At 63.5% G+C, this 16,096-nt stretch carries 16 protein-coding genes; 13 read left to right on the top strand and 3 right to left on the bottom strand.

From position 1 onward, the window contains the following. Both AC5O5R_RS06630 and AC5O5R_RS06625 read left to right on the top strand, forming a co-directional pair. On the top strand, positions 1 to 1,299 hold the full coding sequence (locus AC5O5R_RS06630; protein WP_172231650.1) for a serine/threonine protein kinase: 1,299 nt from the start codon (positions 1 to 3) through the stop codon (positions 1,297 to 1,299). Further along, positions 1,292 to 2,119: an MlaA family lipoprotein gene (locus AC5O5R_RS06625; RefSeq protein ID WP_172286556.1), complete on the top strand. Its 828-nt coding sequence runs from the start codon at positions 1,292 to 1,294 to the stop codon at positions 2,117 to 2,119. The genes AC5O5R_RS06630 and AC5O5R_RS06625 overlap by 8 nt, the downstream gene beginning before the upstream one ends. Before the next feature lie 86 nt (positions 2,120 to 2,205). Here the strand turns inward: AC5O5R_RS06625 and AC5O5R_RS06620 are convergent, their stop codons facing one another. Both AC5O5R_RS06620 and AC5O5R_RS06615 read right to left on the bottom strand, forming a co-directional pair. Further along, positions 2,206 to 3,354: a patatin-like phospholipase family protein gene (locus tag AC5O5R_RS06620; protein ID WP_172224863.1), complete on the bottom strand. Its 1,149-nt coding sequence runs from the start codon at positions 3,352 to 3,354 to the stop codon at positions 2,206 to 2,208. 178 nt (positions 3,355 to 3,532) lie between these two features. Continuing rightward, positions 3,533 to 4,468, bottom strand: coding sequence for a lipid A biosynthesis lauroyl acyltransferase (locus AC5O5R_RS06615; RefSeq protein ID WP_172224865.1), 936 nt, complete (start codon positions 4,466 to 4,468; stop codon positions 3,533 to 3,535). Between the two features lie 111 nt (positions 4,469 to 4,579). Here AC5O5R_RS06615 and minC point away from each other — a divergent pair, with 111 nt between their 5' ends. The 7 genes from minC (at position 4,580) to AC5O5R_RS06580 (ending at position 11,305) form a co-directional block, all read left to right on the top strand. Further along, positions 4,580 to 5,350: a septum site-determining protein MinC gene (gene minC, locus AC5O5R_RS06610; RefSeq protein ID WP_172224867.1), complete on the top strand. Its 771-nt coding sequence runs from the start codon at positions 4,580 to 4,582 to the stop codon at positions 5,348 to 5,350. Positions 5,351 to 5,469: 119 nt separating this feature from the next. Beyond that, a complete protein-coding gene (gene minD, locus AC5O5R_RS06605) occupies positions 5,470 to 6,282 on the top strand; it encodes a septum site-determining protein MinD (RefSeq protein ID WP_016485323.1) in 813 nt (270 codons plus the stop codon). 3 nt (positions 6,283 to 6,285) lie between these two features. Beyond that, a complete protein-coding gene (gene minE, locus AC5O5R_RS06600) occupies positions 6,286 to 6,540 on the top strand; it encodes a cell division topological specificity factor MinE (RefSeq protein WP_003252572.1) in 255 nt (84 codons plus the stop codon). A 156-nt stretch (positions 6,541 to 6,696) separates the two neighbouring features. Then, the gene (locus tag AC5O5R_RS06595; protein ID WP_172224869.1) at positions 6,697 to 7,332 is read left to right on the top strand and encodes an RluA family pseudouridine synthase; all 636 of its coding nucleotides are present in this window, start codon (positions 6,697 to 6,699) and stop codon (positions 7,330 to 7,332) included. Positions 7,333 to 7,456: 124 nt separating this feature from the next. Beyond that, positions 7,457 to 8,746: a M18 family aminopeptidase gene (locus tag AC5O5R_RS06590; protein WP_172224870.1), complete on the top strand. Its 1,290-nt coding sequence runs from the start codon at positions 7,457 to 7,459 to the stop codon at positions 8,744 to 8,746. 193 nt (positions 8,747 to 8,939) lie between these two features. Further along, positions 8,940 to 9,107 carry a hypothetical protein gene (locus AC5O5R_RS06585; RefSeq protein ID WP_011532728.1) on the top strand — a complete coding sequence of 56 codons (168 nt, stop codon included), beginning with the start codon at positions 8,940 to 8,942 and terminating at the stop codon, positions 9,105 to 9,107. Between the two features lie 44 nt (positions 9,108 to 9,151). Next, on the top strand, positions 9,152 to 11,305 hold the full coding sequence (locus AC5O5R_RS06580; protein ID WP_172224873.1) for a mechanosensitive ion channel family protein: 2,154 nt from the start codon (positions 9,152 to 9,154) through the stop codon (positions 11,303 to 11,305). A gap of 116 nt (positions 11,306 to 11,421) precedes the next feature. Here AC5O5R_RS06580 and AC5O5R_RS06575 read toward each other — a convergent pair whose 3' ends face one another. Next, positions 11,422 to 12,135 carry a UTRA domain-containing protein gene (locus tag AC5O5R_RS06575; protein WP_172224875.1) on the bottom strand — a complete coding sequence of 238 codons (714 nt, stop codon included), beginning with the start codon at positions 12,133 to 12,135 and terminating at the stop codon, positions 11,422 to 11,424. Positions 12,136 to 12,451: 316 nt separating this feature from the next. On the opposite strand from AC5O5R_RS06575, the gene AC5O5R_RS06570 reads away from it, so the two are divergent. From AC5O5R_RS06570 to AC5O5R_RS06555, 4 genes are all read left to right on the top strand, one after another. Continuing rightward, a complete protein-coding gene (locus AC5O5R_RS06570; protein WP_172224878.1) occupies positions 12,452 to 13,516 on the top strand; it encodes an ABC transporter substrate-binding protein in 1,065 nt (354 codons plus the stop codon). A 144-nt stretch (positions 13,517 to 13,660) separates the two neighbouring features. Continuing rightward, positions 13,661 to 14,467, top strand: a complete 807-nt coding sequence (locus AC5O5R_RS06565; RefSeq protein WP_172224880.1) for an alkaline phosphatase family protein — start codon at positions 13,661 to 13,663, stop codon at positions 14,465 to 14,467. Beyond that, entirely contained in the window at positions 14,464 to 15,312 is an 849-nt protein-coding gene (locus AC5O5R_RS06560) for an ABC transporter permease (protein WP_494515098.1), read from the top strand. Before AC5O5R_RS06565 ends, AC5O5R_RS06560 begins: the two co-directional genes overlap by 4 nt. Beyond that, positions 15,299 to 16,096 carry an ABC transporter permease gene (locus AC5O5R_RS06555; RefSeq protein ID WP_372242427.1) on the top strand — a complete coding sequence of 266 codons (798 nt, stop codon included), beginning with the start codon at positions 15,299 to 15,301 and terminating at the stop codon, positions 16,094 to 16,096. Before AC5O5R_RS06560 ends, AC5O5R_RS06555 begins: the two co-directional genes overlap by 14 nt.

Raw genomic sequence — 16,096 nt, 5'->3', positions numbered from 1 at the left:
ATGCATCTATCTTTGCGCCTCGCTGCCCTGCTCGGCGGCCTGCTCATGGCTGTGGCCGCTTCAGCGCGAGATATCGACGCCGCAAGCTATGGCTACCCCTTGACCAACCCGTTCGAGGCGACCATCGCCACCACCCCGCCGGACCAGCGCCCCACCCTGCCCAGCGACGACGAAATCAACCAGTCCGACTACAGCCTCACCTTGCGCCCCGAGCGTGAGTTCACCCTGCCCGACAACTTCTGGGCGGTGAAAAAGCTCAAGTATCGCCTGGCCCGCCAGGACCACGAGGCGCCCCTGATCTTCATCATCGCCGGTACCGGCGCCCCGTACAGCAGCAGCATCAACGAATACCTGAAAAAGCTGTTCTACCAGGGCGGCTTCCATGTGGTGCAACTGTCGTCGCCCACCAGCTACGACTTCATGAGCGCCGCCTCACGCTTCGCCACCCCCGGTATCAGCCAGGAAGACGCCGAAGACATGTACCGGGTGATGCAGGCCGTACGCGCCCAGCACCCGCGCCTGCCCGTCAAAGATTTCTATCTCACCGGCTACAGCCTGGGGGCACTCGATGCCGCCTTTGTCAGCCACCTGGACGAAACCCGCCGCAGCTTCAACTTCAAGCGCGTGCTGCTGCTGAACCCGCCGGTGAACCTTTACACCTCCATCAACAACCTCGACAAACTGGTGCAAACCCAGGTCAAGGGCATCGACCGCAGCACCACGTTCTACGAACTGATGCTGACCAAGTTGACGCGCTACTTCCAGGACAAGGGTTATATCGATCTGAATGAAGCGCTGCTGTACGACTTCCAGCAGTCGAAACAGCACCTGTCCAACGAGCAGATGGCGATGCTGATTGGCACCTCGTTCCGCTTCTCGGCGGCCGACATTGCCTTCACCTCCGACTTGATCAACCGCCGCGGCCTGATCATTCCGCCGAAGTTCCCGATCACCGAGGGCAGCAGCCTCACGCCGTTCTTCAAGCGCGCCCTGCAGTGCGACTTCGACTGCTACATGACCGAGCAGGTCATCCCCATGTGGCGCGCCCGCACCGACGGCAACAGCATCCTGCAGTTGGTCAACCAGGTCAGCCTGTATGCCCTGGAAGACTACCTGCGCAGCAGCGACAAGATCGCCGTGATGCACAACGCCGACGATGTCATCCTCGGCCCGGGCGACATCGGCTTCCTGCGCAAGGTGTTCGGTGACCGGCTGACCCTTTACCCCCATGGCGGCCATTGCGGCAACCTCAACTACCGCGTCAACAGTGACGCCATGCTGGAGTTCTTCCGTGGTTAACAAACTCCTCTTCGCCACTGCCCTGCTCGTCGCCGGCCACGCGCTGGCGGCCGAAACCGCGCCCCGCGCCAGCGTGGTCGAGGGCGACCCGCAGGTGATGGGTACAGCGCCTCTGGTGCCGGAAGCCGACGGCTTCATCGACCCGCTGCGTGAGCTGAAATTCAACCCGGGGCTGGACCAGCGCGAGTTCGAGCGCTCCACCCTGGAGGCGCTGAACGTGTACGACCCGCTGGAGTCGATCAACCGTCGCGTCTACCACTTCAACTACCGTCTGGATCAGTGGGTGCTGCTGCCGCTGGTGAGCGGGTACCAGTACGTCACCCCGCGCTTCGTGCGCACCGGGGTGAGCAACTTCTTCAACAACCTGGGCGATGTGCCGAACCTGTTCAACAGCGTGTTGCAACTCAAGGCCAAGCGTTCGGCAGAGATCACCGCACGGCTGATGTTCAACACCATCATCGGCGTGGGTGGGTTGTGGGACCCGGCGACCAGCATGGGGCTGCCACGCCAGAGCGAAGATTTCGGCCAGACCCTGGGCTTCTACGGCGTCCCAGACGGGCCGTACCTGATGCTGCCGGTGCTGGGCCCATCGAACCTGCGCGATACCACCGGCCTGGTGGTGGACTATGCGGGTGAGCAGGCGATCAACTACCTGAACGTGCCCGAGGCCAGCACTGACCACCCGGAGATCTTCGCGCTGCAGGTGGTGGACAAGCGCTATACCACCAAATTCCGCTATGGCCAACTGAACTCGCCGTTCGAGTACGAGAAGGTGCGCTATGTGTATACCCAGTCGAGGAAGTTGCAGATAGCTGAGTAGGACTGATCTGGGCACAGGGACCGCATCAGGGCTGACATCTGTAAGCCCTGACGCGATCCCCTTGAGAACCACCCGAACAAGCAACCTCAAATTCCCAGGAACAGACACAACTCCCGCTTCTTGGCCAGGGCGTCGCGCCGCCCCAGCTCGATCAGCTCGCTGCAGTAGCTGGCCTCGAACAGCAAATAGCTCAACACCCCTGCCCCGCTGGTGCGCGTGGCCCCCGGCCCGCGCAAGAACAGCCGCAGTGCCGCCGGCAACTCGCGCCGGTGCCGTGCGGCGATCTCATCGAGCGGCTGGCTGGGCGCCACCACCAGCACCTCGATCGGCGCCAGCCCCAGGTGTCGCGCATCCAGGTGTGCGGGCAACAGCCGGCTAAGGTGATTCAGGCGCTGTAGCAGTTCGATGTCGTCTTCCAGGCTGTCGATGAAGGTGCTGTTGAGCATGTGCCCGCCGATCTGTGCCAGGCTCGGCTGCTGCCCACTGAACACCCGCTGGGTCGGCAAGGGTGGCGCCGGCCGCTGGGGGTTGCCACTCACCCCCACCACCAGCACCCGGCTGGCGCCCAGGTGCAAGGCCGGGCTGATCGGCGCCGACTGGCGCACAGCACCGTCACCGTAATACTCGTCGCCCAGCTGCACCGGGGCGAACAGTAGCGGGATCGCCGCGCTGGCCAGCAGGTGGTCGATGGTCAGCGCCGTGGGCACGCCGATGCGGCGGTGGCGCAACCAGCCTTCGATGGTGCCGCGGCCCTGGTAGAAGGTCACCGCCTGGCCAGACTCGTAGCCGAAAGCGGTCACTGCAACGGCGCTCAGCTGCTCGGCCGCCAGGGCGTGGCTGATACCGTCCAGGTTCAGGTGCGCTTGCAGCAGGCTGCGCAAGGGGCTGCTGTCGAGCAGCGCCACCGGGGCCTGGGCGCCCAGCCCGAGCAGGCTGTGGCCAACGAAGCGGCTGGCCTGGCGGACTACACCCGGCCAGTCGCTGCGGATGACCAGGTGGCTGCGAAAGTTCTGCCAGAAAGCGGTCAGCCGTTGCACGGCGTCATGGAACTGGGTGGCGCCACTGGCCAGGGTGACGGCGTTGATGGCTCCGGCGGAGGTGCCGACAATGACCGGGAACGGGTTGTGCGCGCCGGCGGGCAGCAGTTCGGCGATGCCGGCCAGGACGCCAACCTGATAGGCGGCGCGGGCGCCGCCCCCTGAAAGGATAAGACCGGTTACCGCGGGTGGGGCCATGGAGTCCTTCCTGGGGTTGATGTGTATTCAGGCACGCCCTGTTCGCGGGTAAATCGGACCGCCGCACCGCCGCTCCCATAGGGATACCCACAGTCCCCGGTTTTGCAAGCCCCGTGTGGGAGCGGCGGTACGGCGGTCCGATTTACCCGCGAAGAGGCCAGACCTGCCTACACAAGGTTCAAGACTTTTTCTTGTCGTACAGCCGCGGTGCGCCCTCGGGCCGCGACTTGAACCGGCGGTGCGCCCACAGGTATTGCTCGGGGCATTCGCGCAACACACCCTCGACCCACTGGTTGATGCGCAGGCAGTCAGCCTCTTCGCTTTCGCCGGGGAAGTCTGCCAGCGGCGGGTGGATCACCAGACGATAGCCGCTGCCGTCCTCCAGGCGCCTTTGAGTGAACGGAATCACCTGCGCCTTGCCCAGCCGGGCGAACTTTGTGGTGGCGGTAACCGTTGCCGCAGGGATGCCGAACAACGGTACGAACAGGCTCTGCTTGGCGCCGTAGTCCTGGTCGGGTGCGTACCAGATGGCCCGGCCCGAACGCAGCAGCTTTAGCATGCCACGCACGTCCTCGCGTTCCACCGCCAGCGAGTCAAGGTTGTGTCGCTCGCGGCCGCTGCGCTGGATAAAGTCGAACAGCGCGTTACCGTGCTCGCGGTACATGCCGTCAATGGTGTGCCGCTGGCCCAGCAGCGCCGCGCCGATTTCCAGGGTAGTGAAGTGCACCGCCATCAGGATCGCGCCTTGCCCCGCCTGCTGGGCCGCCTGCAGATGCTCCAGCCCCTCGATATGGGCCAGGCGCGCCAGCCTGGCCTTGGGCCACCACCAACTCATGGCCATTTCGAAGAAGGCGATGCCGGTGGAGGCGAAATTGGCCTTGAGCAAACGCTGCCGTTCGTCGACCGACAGCTCCGGGAAGCACAGCTCCAGGTTGCGCGCGGCAATGTGCCGGCGCTCACCGGCAAAGCGGTACATGACCGCGCCCAGCGCGGCACCGATTTTCAACAGGGCCCGGTACGGCAGCTGGACCACCAGCCACAGCACGCCCAGGCCCAGCCACAGGCCCCAGAACTTGGGGTGAAGGAAATAGGGACGAAAACGCGGGCGTTCCATTGAAGCATCCGGAAAGACAAAGGCCGCGCATTCTACAACGGATCAGCGCATGTTGCGGGCAACCGGTGTTCTCGTTATAAGTCAGGGCACTTTTTTCGCAACAAGCCGTCTATGCAGACCATGAGCCCAAACCACACACCCGACACCGCCTCCGTGTTCCAGCTCAAGGGCAGCATGCTCGCCATTACTGTGCTGGAACTGGCGCGCAATGACCTTGAAGCCCTCGACCGCCAATTGGCGGCCAAGGTCGCCCAGGCACCGAACTTCTTCAGCAACACGCCGCTGGTATTGGCGCTGGACAAGCTGCCGGCAGGCGAAGGGGCAGTCGACCTGCCCGGCTTGATGCGGATCTGCCGCCACCATGGCCTGCGCACCCTGGCCATCCGCGCCAACCGCATCGAGGACATCGCCGCCGCCATCGCCATCGACCTGCCGGTGCTGCCACCGTCCGGTGCCCGCGAGCGGCCGCTGGACCCCGAGCCCGAGGTGGTGAAGCAGCCCGAGCCGGCCCCGGCACCACCACCACCACCACCCGTCGCCGAACCCGAAGTGCGCCCGACCCGGATCATCACCTCGCCGGTGCGCGGCGGCCAGCAGATCTACGCCCAAGGTGGCGATCTGATCGTGACCGCATCGGTCAGCCCGGGTGCGGAACTTCTGGCCGATGGCAACATCCATGTGTACGGCGCCATGCGCGGCCGGGCCCTGGCCGGCATCAAAGGCAATACCAAGGCACGGATTTTCTGCCAGCAGATGACCGCCGAAATGGTCTCCATCGCCGGCCAGTACAAGGTCTGCGAAGACTTGCGGCGCGACCCGCTGTGGGGAACTGGCGTGCAAGTCAGCCTGTCTGGCGACGTGTTGAACATCACCCGTCTTTAACGGATACTTGCCTGCATTTTTAGAGCAACTTTTTTACCGTTGCCGTTATTTCAAGCTATTCAAGATATTTCAGTTTTTTGCAGGGACGACTGTCCCGACTATTTTAGGGGTGAAACACCTTGGCCAAGATTCTCGTGGTTACTTCCGGCAAAGGGGGTGTGGGCAAGACCACCACCAGCGCCGCCATTGGTACCGGCCTCGCACTGCGCGGCCACAAGACCGTCATCGTCGACTTCGACGTGGGCCTGCGTAACCTCGACCTGATCATGGGCTGCGAACGCCGCGTTGTGTACGACTTCGTCAACGTGGTCAACGGCGAAGCCAACCTGCAGCAGGCCCTGATCAAGGACAAACGCCTGGAAAACCTGTTCGTGCTGGCCGCCAGCCAGACGCGTGACAAGGACGCACTCACCCAGGAAGGCGTCGAAAAAGTGCTGATGGAGCTGAAGGAAACCTTCGACTACGTCATCTGCGACTCGCCAGCCGGTATCGAGAAAGGCGCGCACCTGGCGATGTACTTCGCCGACGAAGCCATTGTCGTGACCAACCCCGAAGTGTCTTCGGTACGTGACTCCGATCGCATGCTGGGTATCCTGTCGAGCAAGTCGCGCCGCTCCGAAAAAGGCGAAGAGCCGATCAAGGAGCACCTGCTGATCACCCGCTACCACCCCGAGCGCGTGGAAAAGGGCGAAATGCTGAGCATCGCCGACGTCGAAGAGATCCTGGCGATCAAGCTCAAGGGTGTGATCCCTGAGTCCCAGGCTGTGCTCAAGGCTTCCAACCAGGGCATCCCGGTCATCCTCGACGACCAGAGCGATGCCGGCCAGGCCTATAGCGATACCGTCGACCGTCTGCTGGGCAAAGAAAAGCCCCTGCGGTTCATCGAAGTGCCGAAGCAAGGATTCTTCGCGCGCCTGTTTGGAGGCAAGTAAACCATGAACCTTTTTGACTTCTTTCGTGGCAGACAAAAACAGACCAGCGCGTCGGTGGCGAAAGAGCGTCTACAGATCATCGTGGCGCACGAGCGCGGCCAACGCAGCGAGCCGGACTACCTGCCTGCACTGCAGAAAGAACTGCTGGAAGTGATCCGCAAGTATGTGAACATCGGCAACGATGACGTGCATATCGAGCTGGAAAACCAGGGCAGCTGCTCGATCCTTGAGCTGAACATCACGCTGCCGGATCGCTGATTCAGCGACCTGCCTGGTTCATTGGGGCTGCGTTGCAGCCCATCGCCGGCAAGCCAGCTCCCACAGGGTCCGCACTGTACCTGTGGGAGCTGGCTTGCCGGCGATGGGCCGCAACGCGGCCCCAATGGTTTTCCCCGCTATCACAGAGATGCCGCAATGCCGCTGTCCAACATCCAGATCCTGCACGAAGACGCCGCCATCCTGGTGATCAACAAACCGACCCTGCTGCTGTCGGTGCCCGGCCGTGCCGACGACAACAAGGACTGCCTGATCACCCGCCTACAGGAAAACGGCTACCCCGACGCGCTGATCGTGCACCGCCTGGACTGGGAGACTTCCGGCATCATCCTGCTGGCCCGCGATGCCGACAGCCACCGCGAGCTGTCGCGCCAGTTCCATGACCGAGAAACCGAAAAGGCCTACACCGCGCTGTGCTGGGGCCAGCCGGCGCTGGAGAGCGGCAGCATCGACCTGCCGCTGCGTTACGACCCGCCCACCAAGCCACGGCATGTGGTGGACCACGAGCAGGGCAAGCATGCGCTGACCTTCTGGCGCATCGTCGAGCGTTGCGCTGACCACTGCCGGGTCGAGCTGACGCCAATCACCGGGCGTTCGCACCAGTTGCGCGTGCACATGCTGTCGATCGGGCACCCGCTGCTCGGCGATCGCTTGTACGCCAACCCCGAGGCACTGGCAGCGCATGAGCGGCTGTGTCTGCATGCGTCGATGCTCAGCTTCACCCATCCGGTTTCCGGGCAGCGGTTGAAGTTCGAGTGCCCGGCGCCGTTCTAACCACAAACCCTACTCGGTAGGAGCAGCCTCTTCGCAGGGCAAGGCTGCTCCTGCAGGGTGCAATGCAGACACAAATTGTCGACATTCTGCGTTAAACTCGCGCCACTGCTGTCTGGAGTGAGCTATGCGCGAAGTACTGAATTCTGGCCTTATCGATTTCCTCAAGGCCTCCCCTACGCCCTTCCACGCCACCGCCAGCCTGGCCCAGCGCCTGGAAGCTGCCGGCTACCAGCGCCTGGACGAGCGCGACAGTTGGGCCACGGTGCCTGGCGGTCGCTATTACGTCACCCGCAACGACTCTTCGATCATCGCCATCAAGCTGGGCAGACAGGCCCCGCTGCTGAACGGCATCCGCATGGTCGGCGCCCACACCGACAGCCCGTGCCTGCGGGTCAAGCCACAGCCTGAACTGCAGCGCCAGGGCTTCCTGCAACTGGGCGTGGAAGTGTATGGCGGCGCGCTGCTGGCCCCCTGGTTCGACCGCGACCTGTCGCTGGCGGGCCGCGTCACCTACCGCCGTGACGGCAAGGTCGAAAGCCAGCTGATCGACTTCAAGCTGCCGATTGCAACCATCCCCAACCTGGCCATCCACCTGAACCGCACCGCCAACGAAGGCTGGATGATCAACCCGCAGAACGAGTTGCCGCCGATCCTGGCCCAAGTGGCAGGTGACGAGCGTATCGACTTCCGCGCCCTGCTCACCGAACAACTGGCCCGCGAGCACGAACTGATCGCCGACGTGGTGCTGGACTACGAACTGAGCTTCTACGATACCCAGGACGCTGCACTGATCGGCCTGAACGGCGACTTCATCGCCGGCGCGCGGCTGGACAACCTGCTGTCGTGCTACGCCGGCCTGCAGGCCCTGCTCGCCGCCGACAGTGACGAGACCTGCGTGCTGGTGTGCAACGACCACGAAGAAGTCGGCAGCTGCTCGGCCTGCGGCGCCGACGGGCCGATGCTGGAGCAGACCCTGCAGCGCCTTTTGCCCGAGGGCGATACTTACGTGCGCACCATCCAGCGCTCGCTGATGGTGTCGGCCGACAACGCCCATGGCGTACACCCCAACTACGCCGACAAGCACGACAGCAACCACGGGCCCAAGCTCAACGCCGGGCCGGTGATCAAGGTCAACAACAACCAGCGCTACGCCACCAACAGCGAAACGGCCGGGTTCTTCCGCCACCTGTGCATGGCCGAGGAAGTACCGGTGCAGAGCTTTGTAGTGCGCAGCGACATGGGTTGTGGCTCTACCATCGGGCCGATCACTGCCAGCCACCTGGGTGTGCGCACGGTGGATATCGGTTTGCCGACCTTTGCCATGCATTCGATTCGTGAATTGTGCGGCAGCCATGACCTGGCGCACCTGGTGAAAGTACTTACAGCCTTCTACCGTAGCCGCGAACTGCCCTGAGATTTATTTGGGCAGGCCCGGCCCTATCGCCGGCAAGCCAGCTCCCACAGGATAACCCCAGGCCCAGGCATCATGGGGAACCTGTGGGAGCTGGCTTGCCGGCGATAGGGCCGGGCCTGTTCAAGGTCAATGCCGCTTCGCTTGCCAGCCGCTATGCTTGTTACATGGCCCCACTGCAAAAGGATTGCTTTCCATGTCCCCGTTTCTGTCGCTGTTCGTGCCGGTGTTCCTGTTCCTGATGCTGCTCACCATCGGCTTCAGCCTGCGCGAACGCAACATCGGCGTGCTGATGATGTGGATCGGCACCTTGGGCATCTTCGGCCTTACTTGCTGGAAGATCCTCGAGAAACTACCGACATAAACCTCTACACTCGGTCAATCGTTTGACCTGAGGTAGTTTTGCCCGTGCCTGCCCTCCTGCGTTACCTGTTCCTGCTGCTGTTTCTATTCATCACTCCGGTACAGGCAGCGGGCCTGCCCGGCCTGCTGGGCGGCAGCGCGCCCGCCCAGCCCGAAGCCAGCGAGCCACTGGGCAAGTCGCTGGACGAGGTGATCAAGAACCTGGAAAACGACCAGCAACGGGCCAAGCTGCTAGCCGACCTGAAAAAGCTGCGCGACGCCACCAAGCAATCGCAACCGAATGTCGAACAGGGCGTGCTCGGCCTGATCGGTGGCGCCCTGCATGATTTCGAAAAGCAGTTCAGCGGTGATGCCAGCCCGTTCCACCGCTGGTCGGCAGAAATAGAACAGGCCCAGGCCGAATTGACCGAACTGATAGTACCGGTGCACCAGTGGCCGGCCATCCTGTTCGGTTTTGCCGCGGTCATTGCCGTGTGGAGCGTGCTGGCCTATGCCTTCAACTGGGTTGGCCACCGGGTGCGCCTGCGCTTCGGCCTGAGTGAAGAACTGCCGCAGCACCCGCGCACCTGGGACCTGGTGCGCTTTGCCCTGCGCAAGCTCGGGCCGTGGCTGGTGGCGCTGGTGTTCACCGTGTACCTGAGCTTCGTGCTGCCGCCGTCGCTGGGCAAATCGCTGGCCATGGTGCTGGCCTACGCGCTGGTGGTGGGTACGTGCTTCTCGGCCATCTGCGTGATCGCCTTCTCGCTGCTCGACGGCCCGCACCGCCATCGCGCCCTGCACATCCTGCGCCACCAGGCGTTCCGCCCGCTGTGGCTGATCGGCAGCTTTGCCGCCTTTGGCGAGGCGATGAGCGACCCCCGCATGCTGGTCGCGTTGGGCACGCACCTGGCGCACGCCCTGGCGACCCTGGCCAACGTGATCGCGGCGCTGTGCACCGGGCTGTTCATCCTGCGTTTCCGTCGCCCGATCGCCCACCTGATCCGCAACCAGCCGCTGTCGCGACGCCTGACCCGGCGTACCCTCAGCGATACCATCGAGATCCTCGGCAGCTTCTGGTTCATCCCGGCGCTGATCCTGGTGGCCATCTCGCTGTTCGCCACCTTCGTATCCGCCGGCGATACCAGCACCGCCCTGCGCCAATCGCTGATGTGCACGGTGCTGGTAGTGGTGTGCATGGTGCTCAACGGCCTGGTGCGCCGTCATGCGGCCAACCCCAAGCGGGCCAGCAAGCGCCAGGCGGTGTACGCCGAGCGCCTGCGCAACTTCGGCTACCTGCTGGTGCACCTGTTCATCTGGCTGGTGTTCATCGAGCTTGGCCTGCGTGTATGGGGCCTGTCGATGATCAGCTTTGCCGAGGGCGATGGCCATGACATCAGCCTGCGCCTGCTGGGTCTGGCCGGCACGTTGATCGTCGCCTGGCTGGTGTGGATCCTCGCCGATACCGCCGTGCACCATGCCCTGGTGCGCTCGCGCCGGGGCCTGGCCAACGCCCGTGCGCAAACCATGATGCCGTTGATCCGCAACGTGATGTTCGTGGTCATTTTCATCATCGCGGTGATCGTGGCCCTGGCCAACATGGGCATGAACGTCACCCCGCTGCTGGCTGGTGCCGGTGTGATCGGCCTGGCCATCGGCTTTGGCGCGCAGTCGCTGGTGGCCGACCTGATCACCGGGCTGTTCATCATCATCGAAGACTCGCTGGCCATCGACGACTACGTGGACGTTGGCGGGCACCTGGGCACGGTGGAGGGGCTGACCATTCGTACCGTGCGCCTGCGTGACATCGATGGCATCGTGCACACCATCCCGTTCAGCGAGATCAAGAGCATCAAGAACTACTCGCGGGAGTTCGGCTACGCGATCTTCCGGGTCGCGATCCCGCACAACATGAACATCGACCAGGCGATCACGCTGGTGCGCGAGGTCGGCCAGAAGCTGCGCAATGACCCGCTGATGCGCCGCAATATCTGGTCGCCGCTGGAGCTGCAGGGGGTCGAAAGCTTCGAGTCGGGGTCGGCGATCTTGCGGGCGCGGTTCAAGACGGCACCAATCAAGCAGTGGGAGGTGTCACGGGCGTTCAACCTGGCGCTGAAGCGGCAGCTCGATGAGGCCGGGCTGGATCTGGCGACGCCGCGGTTGTCGGTGCAGGTGGTGACAGCGGGTGGTGGGGGGATGGCGGAAACCGGTTCTTCCAGCTAGGCCCTATCGCCGGCAAGCCAGCTCCCACAGGTACTGCGCAAGGCTGGAAGCCAATGCGGTCGAGGTGGGAGCTGGCTTGCCGGCGATGGGCTGCAAAGCAGCCCCGGAATCTACTATCAACCCGCCTGGGCGCGGATGCGGATGGCATCATGCCGCCAATACTCCAGGTCGCAGTCGATCAGGTGCCCATGCTGGTCACTGTTGACCCGGGTAATGTGCAGCCCGGGGCTGCCCACCGACACCTTCAATGCGGCCGCTGCCTCCACCGGCAGCGCCGTCGGCAGGATTTCGAAGCACACCTGCCCATAGCGGATGCCATACACCCGCCCATAAATCTCGGTCAGCGACTGCGCCAGGTCGTACTGCAGAATCTCGGGAAAATACCGCGGGTTGAGGTAATGCTCGGCGTACAGCACCGCGCGGCCGTCAATCCGCCGTAGCCGGCAAATCCGCACCACGCTGGACAACGCGGGCAGCTGCAAGCGCGCACAGATGGCCGCCGATGCCGGCTGCAGCCGCGCCGACAGCAGCTCGGTACTGGCCAGCCGGCCCTGGTCGCGCACCATGGCATGGAAATGGCTACGCTCGATCAGGTCGTAGGTCAGCCGCTCCGGCGCAACGAACCAGCCACGGCGTTCTTCACGGTAGATCAACCCCTGGGCTTCCAGCTGCGCCAACGCCTCGCGCAGGGTAATGCGCGTGGTATCGAACACCTCGCTCAGCCGGCGCTCGGCCGGAAGCTTGCCGCCCGGCGCCAGCAAGCCGTGCTCGATCTGCTCCTGTAGGGCATGGCAGATAGCTGTTACCGCACGCGGGGGCGTCGACTGCATCGAAAGGTTACCTATCTGGACTAGTCCAGCCCCAGCACAGGGCATGTGGAGAATAGTGCAGCCTAGGCAGGGCTGATGAACATCCTGTGACAAAGGCTTTGGCCAGTCACTGCCAGAAACGCGCCAAGCCAGCAGGGCCGGGGTGATTAGGTGGTCTACGCTGTAGCTGCAGGGCGCTTGCCGGCCCTTCCCTACATCAAATTGTCACGCAAGCGGCCTACCTTGGCTCAAGGTTTGCTGACCTAGACCAATGGTCGCGGGCAACGGCTTTACCCATAACAACGATCGCAAAAGGCACCCACCCAAGGAGCTACGGATGAAAAAGTTCTTCATGGCGTCACTGCTCGGTTCGGCCATCGCCCTGTGTACCACGGCCATGGCCGCCGGCACCGACCTCAAGGCACTGGAAGACGCCGCCCGCAAGGAAGGCAACATCAACAGCGTGGGCATGCCCGATGCCTGGGCCAACTGGAAAGGCACCTGGGAAGACCTGGCCAGCAAGTACGGCCTCAAGCACAGCGACACCGACATGAGCTCGGCCCAGGAAATCGCCAAGTTCGATGCCGAGAAGGACAACGCCAGCGCCGACATCGGCGACGTGGGTGCCGCCTTCGGCCCCATCGCCGTGACCAAGGGCGTCAGCCAGCCGTACAAGCCAAGCACCTGGGACCAGGTGCCTGAATGGGCCAAGGACAAGGATGGCCACTGGGCACTGGCCTATACCGGCACCATCGCGTTCATCATCAACAAAGACCTGGTCAAGGAAGACGAACGCCCGAAAACCTGGCATGACCTTGAAAAAGGCAAGTACAAGGTCGCCATCGGTGACGTCGGCACCGCCGCCCAGGCCGCCAACGGTGTGCTGGCTGCGGCCATCGCCTACAAGGGTGACGAGAACACCATAGAACCGGGCCTGCAGCTGTTCACCAAGCTGGCGCAGCAGAAACGCCTGTCGCTGGCCAACCCGACCATCCAGACCCTGGAAAAGGGCGAGGTGGAAGTTGGCGTGGTGTGGGACTTCAACGGCCTGAGCTACCGTGACCAGATCGATCCCAACCGCTTTGAGGTGTTGATCCCCTCGGATGGCTCGGTCACTTCGGGTTACACCACCATCATCAACAAGTACGCCAAGCACCCGAATGCGGCCAAGCTGACCCGCGAATACATCTTCAGTGATGCAGGGCAGATCAACCTGGCCAAGGGTCACGCGCGGCCGATCCGGGCAGAGCACCTGAAGCTGCCCGCAGACGTGCAGGCCAAGTTGCTGCCCAACGAGCAGTACGGTGCGGCGCAGCCGATCAAGAACGCCGACGCTTGGGAAAAGACCTCCAAGGCGCTGCCGCAGAAGTGGCAGGAGCAGGTGATCATCGAAATGGAGTAAGGCGCCAGCATCCCTGGCACCTGTACGGGCCTCATCGCCGGCAAGCCAGCTCCCACAAGATCGCCACAACACTCGCCATGTGGGATCCCTGGGAGAGCTGGCTTGCCGGCGATGAATCCAACGCGGTTCATGACTGGAGCAAACATGCAACACAACGTCATTCTGGTCCTGCTAGACGGCCTCAACTACCAGGTCGCCCACCACGCCATGGGCCACCTGCACGCCTATGTCGAGGCCGACCGCGCCGCGCTGTACCGTGTGGAATGCGAGCTGCCGTCGCTGTCGCGACCGCTGTACGAATGCATCCTCACCGGCGTGCCGCCCATCGACAGCGGCATCGTGCACAACAACGTCAACCGCCTGTCCAACCAGCGCAGCGTGTTTCACTACGCCCGCGAGGCCAACCTGGGCACCGCTGCAGCGGCCTATCACTGGATGAGCGAGCTGTACAACCGCTCGCCCTTCGACCCGCAGCGCGACCGCCATACCCACGCTCCGAAGCTGCCGATCCAGCACGGGTTGTTCTACTGGGACGACCGCTACCCCGACTCGCACCTGCTGGCCGACGGCGAATACCTGCGTCGCCGCCACGCACCCAACTTCCTGCTGGTACACCCGATGAGCGTCGACGACATCGGCCACCGCCACGGGCTGGACAGCAGCCAGTACCGCAACGCCGCGCGCAGCGTCGACATCCTGCTGGCCGACTACCTGCCACGCTGGCTTGAAGAGGGTTACCAGGTCCTGGTCACCGCCGACCACGGCATGAACAACGATCGCTCGCACAACGGCCTGCTGGCCGAGGAGCGCGAAGTGCCGCTGTTCGTGTTCGGCGATGCCTTCAGCCTCGACCCTGCGGCAAAACCGCTGCAGACCGAGCTGTGCGGGACCATCTGCGAAGTGCTGGGTGCGGCACACGACAAAACGGTCTGCCGGGAGTTGCTCAAGTGAATACCCCCAACCGCAGCAGACGTGGCCGTTACCTGGCCCTGCTGTGCCTGCTGCCGTTCGCCGTGTTCTTCGTCATTTTCCAGATCGCCCCGCTGGCCTGGGTGGCGATCAACAGCGTGCAGTCCGAGGCGGGCTGGGGCGTGGAAAACTTCAGCAAGGTGTTTGCCTCGAAGTTCTACCTGCAGGCCTTGCAACGCAGCCTGGAGATCAGCTTCTGGTCGAGCCTGTTCGGCATCATCATCGCCACCCTTGGCGCCTACTCGCTGCGCCAGGTCGATTCGAAGCTGCGCGACTTCGTCAGCGCCTTCGCCAACATGACCAGCAACTTCGCCGGGGTGCCGCTGGCGTTCGCCTTCATCATCCTGCTCGGGTTCAATGGCGCGCTGACGCTGCTGCTGAAGCAGGTCGGCCTGCTGGAAGACTTCAGCATTTATTCCAAGAGCGGGCTGATTTTGGTGTACACCTACTTCCAGATCCCTCTTGGCGTGTTGCTGCTGTACCCCGCATTCGACGCCTTGCGCGAGGACTGGCGCGAGTCGGCCGCATTGCTGGGCGCCAACCACTGGCAGTACTGGCGGCACATCGGCCTGCCGGTGCTGACCCCGGCACTGCTCGGCACCTTCGTCATCCTGCTGGCCAATGCCCTCGGTGCCTACGCCACCGTGTACGCACTCACCACCGGCAACTTCAACGTGCTGCCAATCCGCATCGCTGGCCTTGTGGCCGGTGACATCAGCCTCGACCCCAACCTGGCCAGCGCACTGGCGATGGTGCTGGTGGGGCTGATGACGCTGGTCACGGTGGTGCATCAATGGCTGCTGAAAAGGAGCTATCATGCGCGCTGACGCCCGCTCCGGCGGCTGGTACCACCGCGTCGTGGTCTACCTGCTGTTCCTGATCCTGTTGTTGCCCCTGGCTGGCACCCTGCTCTACTCGCTGGCCACCAGCTGGTCGGCCAGCCTGCTGCCCAGCGGCCTGACCCTTAAATGGTATGCGGCGCTGTGGAGCGAACCGCGCTTCCTGGCGGCCTTCGGCCAGTCGCTGCTGGTGTGCGTCGGCGCACTGGTGCTGTCGGTGGTGCTGATCCTGCCGCTGCTGTTCGTGGTGCATTACCACTTCCCCAGGCTCGATGCGCTGATGAACATCCTTATCCTGCTGCCCTTCGCGGTGCCACCCGTGGTGTCGTCGGTGGGGCTGCTGCAGCTGTACGGCAGCGGGCCGATGGCGATGGTCGGCACGCCGTGGATCCTGATCGGCTGCTACTTCACCATCGCCCTGCCGTTCATGTACCGGGCCATCACCAACAACCTGCAGGCGATCAACCTGCGCGACCTGATGGACGCCGCCCAGCTGCTCGGCGCCAGCACCTGGCAGGCGGCACTGCTGGTGGTGCTGCCGAACCTGCGCAAGGGCCTGATGGTAGCGCTGCTGCTGTCGTTCTCGTTTTTGTTCGGCGAGTTCGTGTTCGCCAACCTGCTGGTCGGCACGCGCTACGAAACCCTGCAGGTGTACCTGAACAACATGCGCAACAGCAGCGGCCACTTCAACAGCGCGCTGGTGATCTCTTACTTCGCTTTCGTGCTGGTACTGACCTGGGTCGCCAACCGCCTGAACAAGGACAAGACCTGA

The organism is Pseudomonas sp. 8_5_2 (assembly GCF_059295255.1).
Note: the sequence above shows the minus strand (reverse complement) of the source record. Positions and strands in the feature narration are given on the sequence as shown.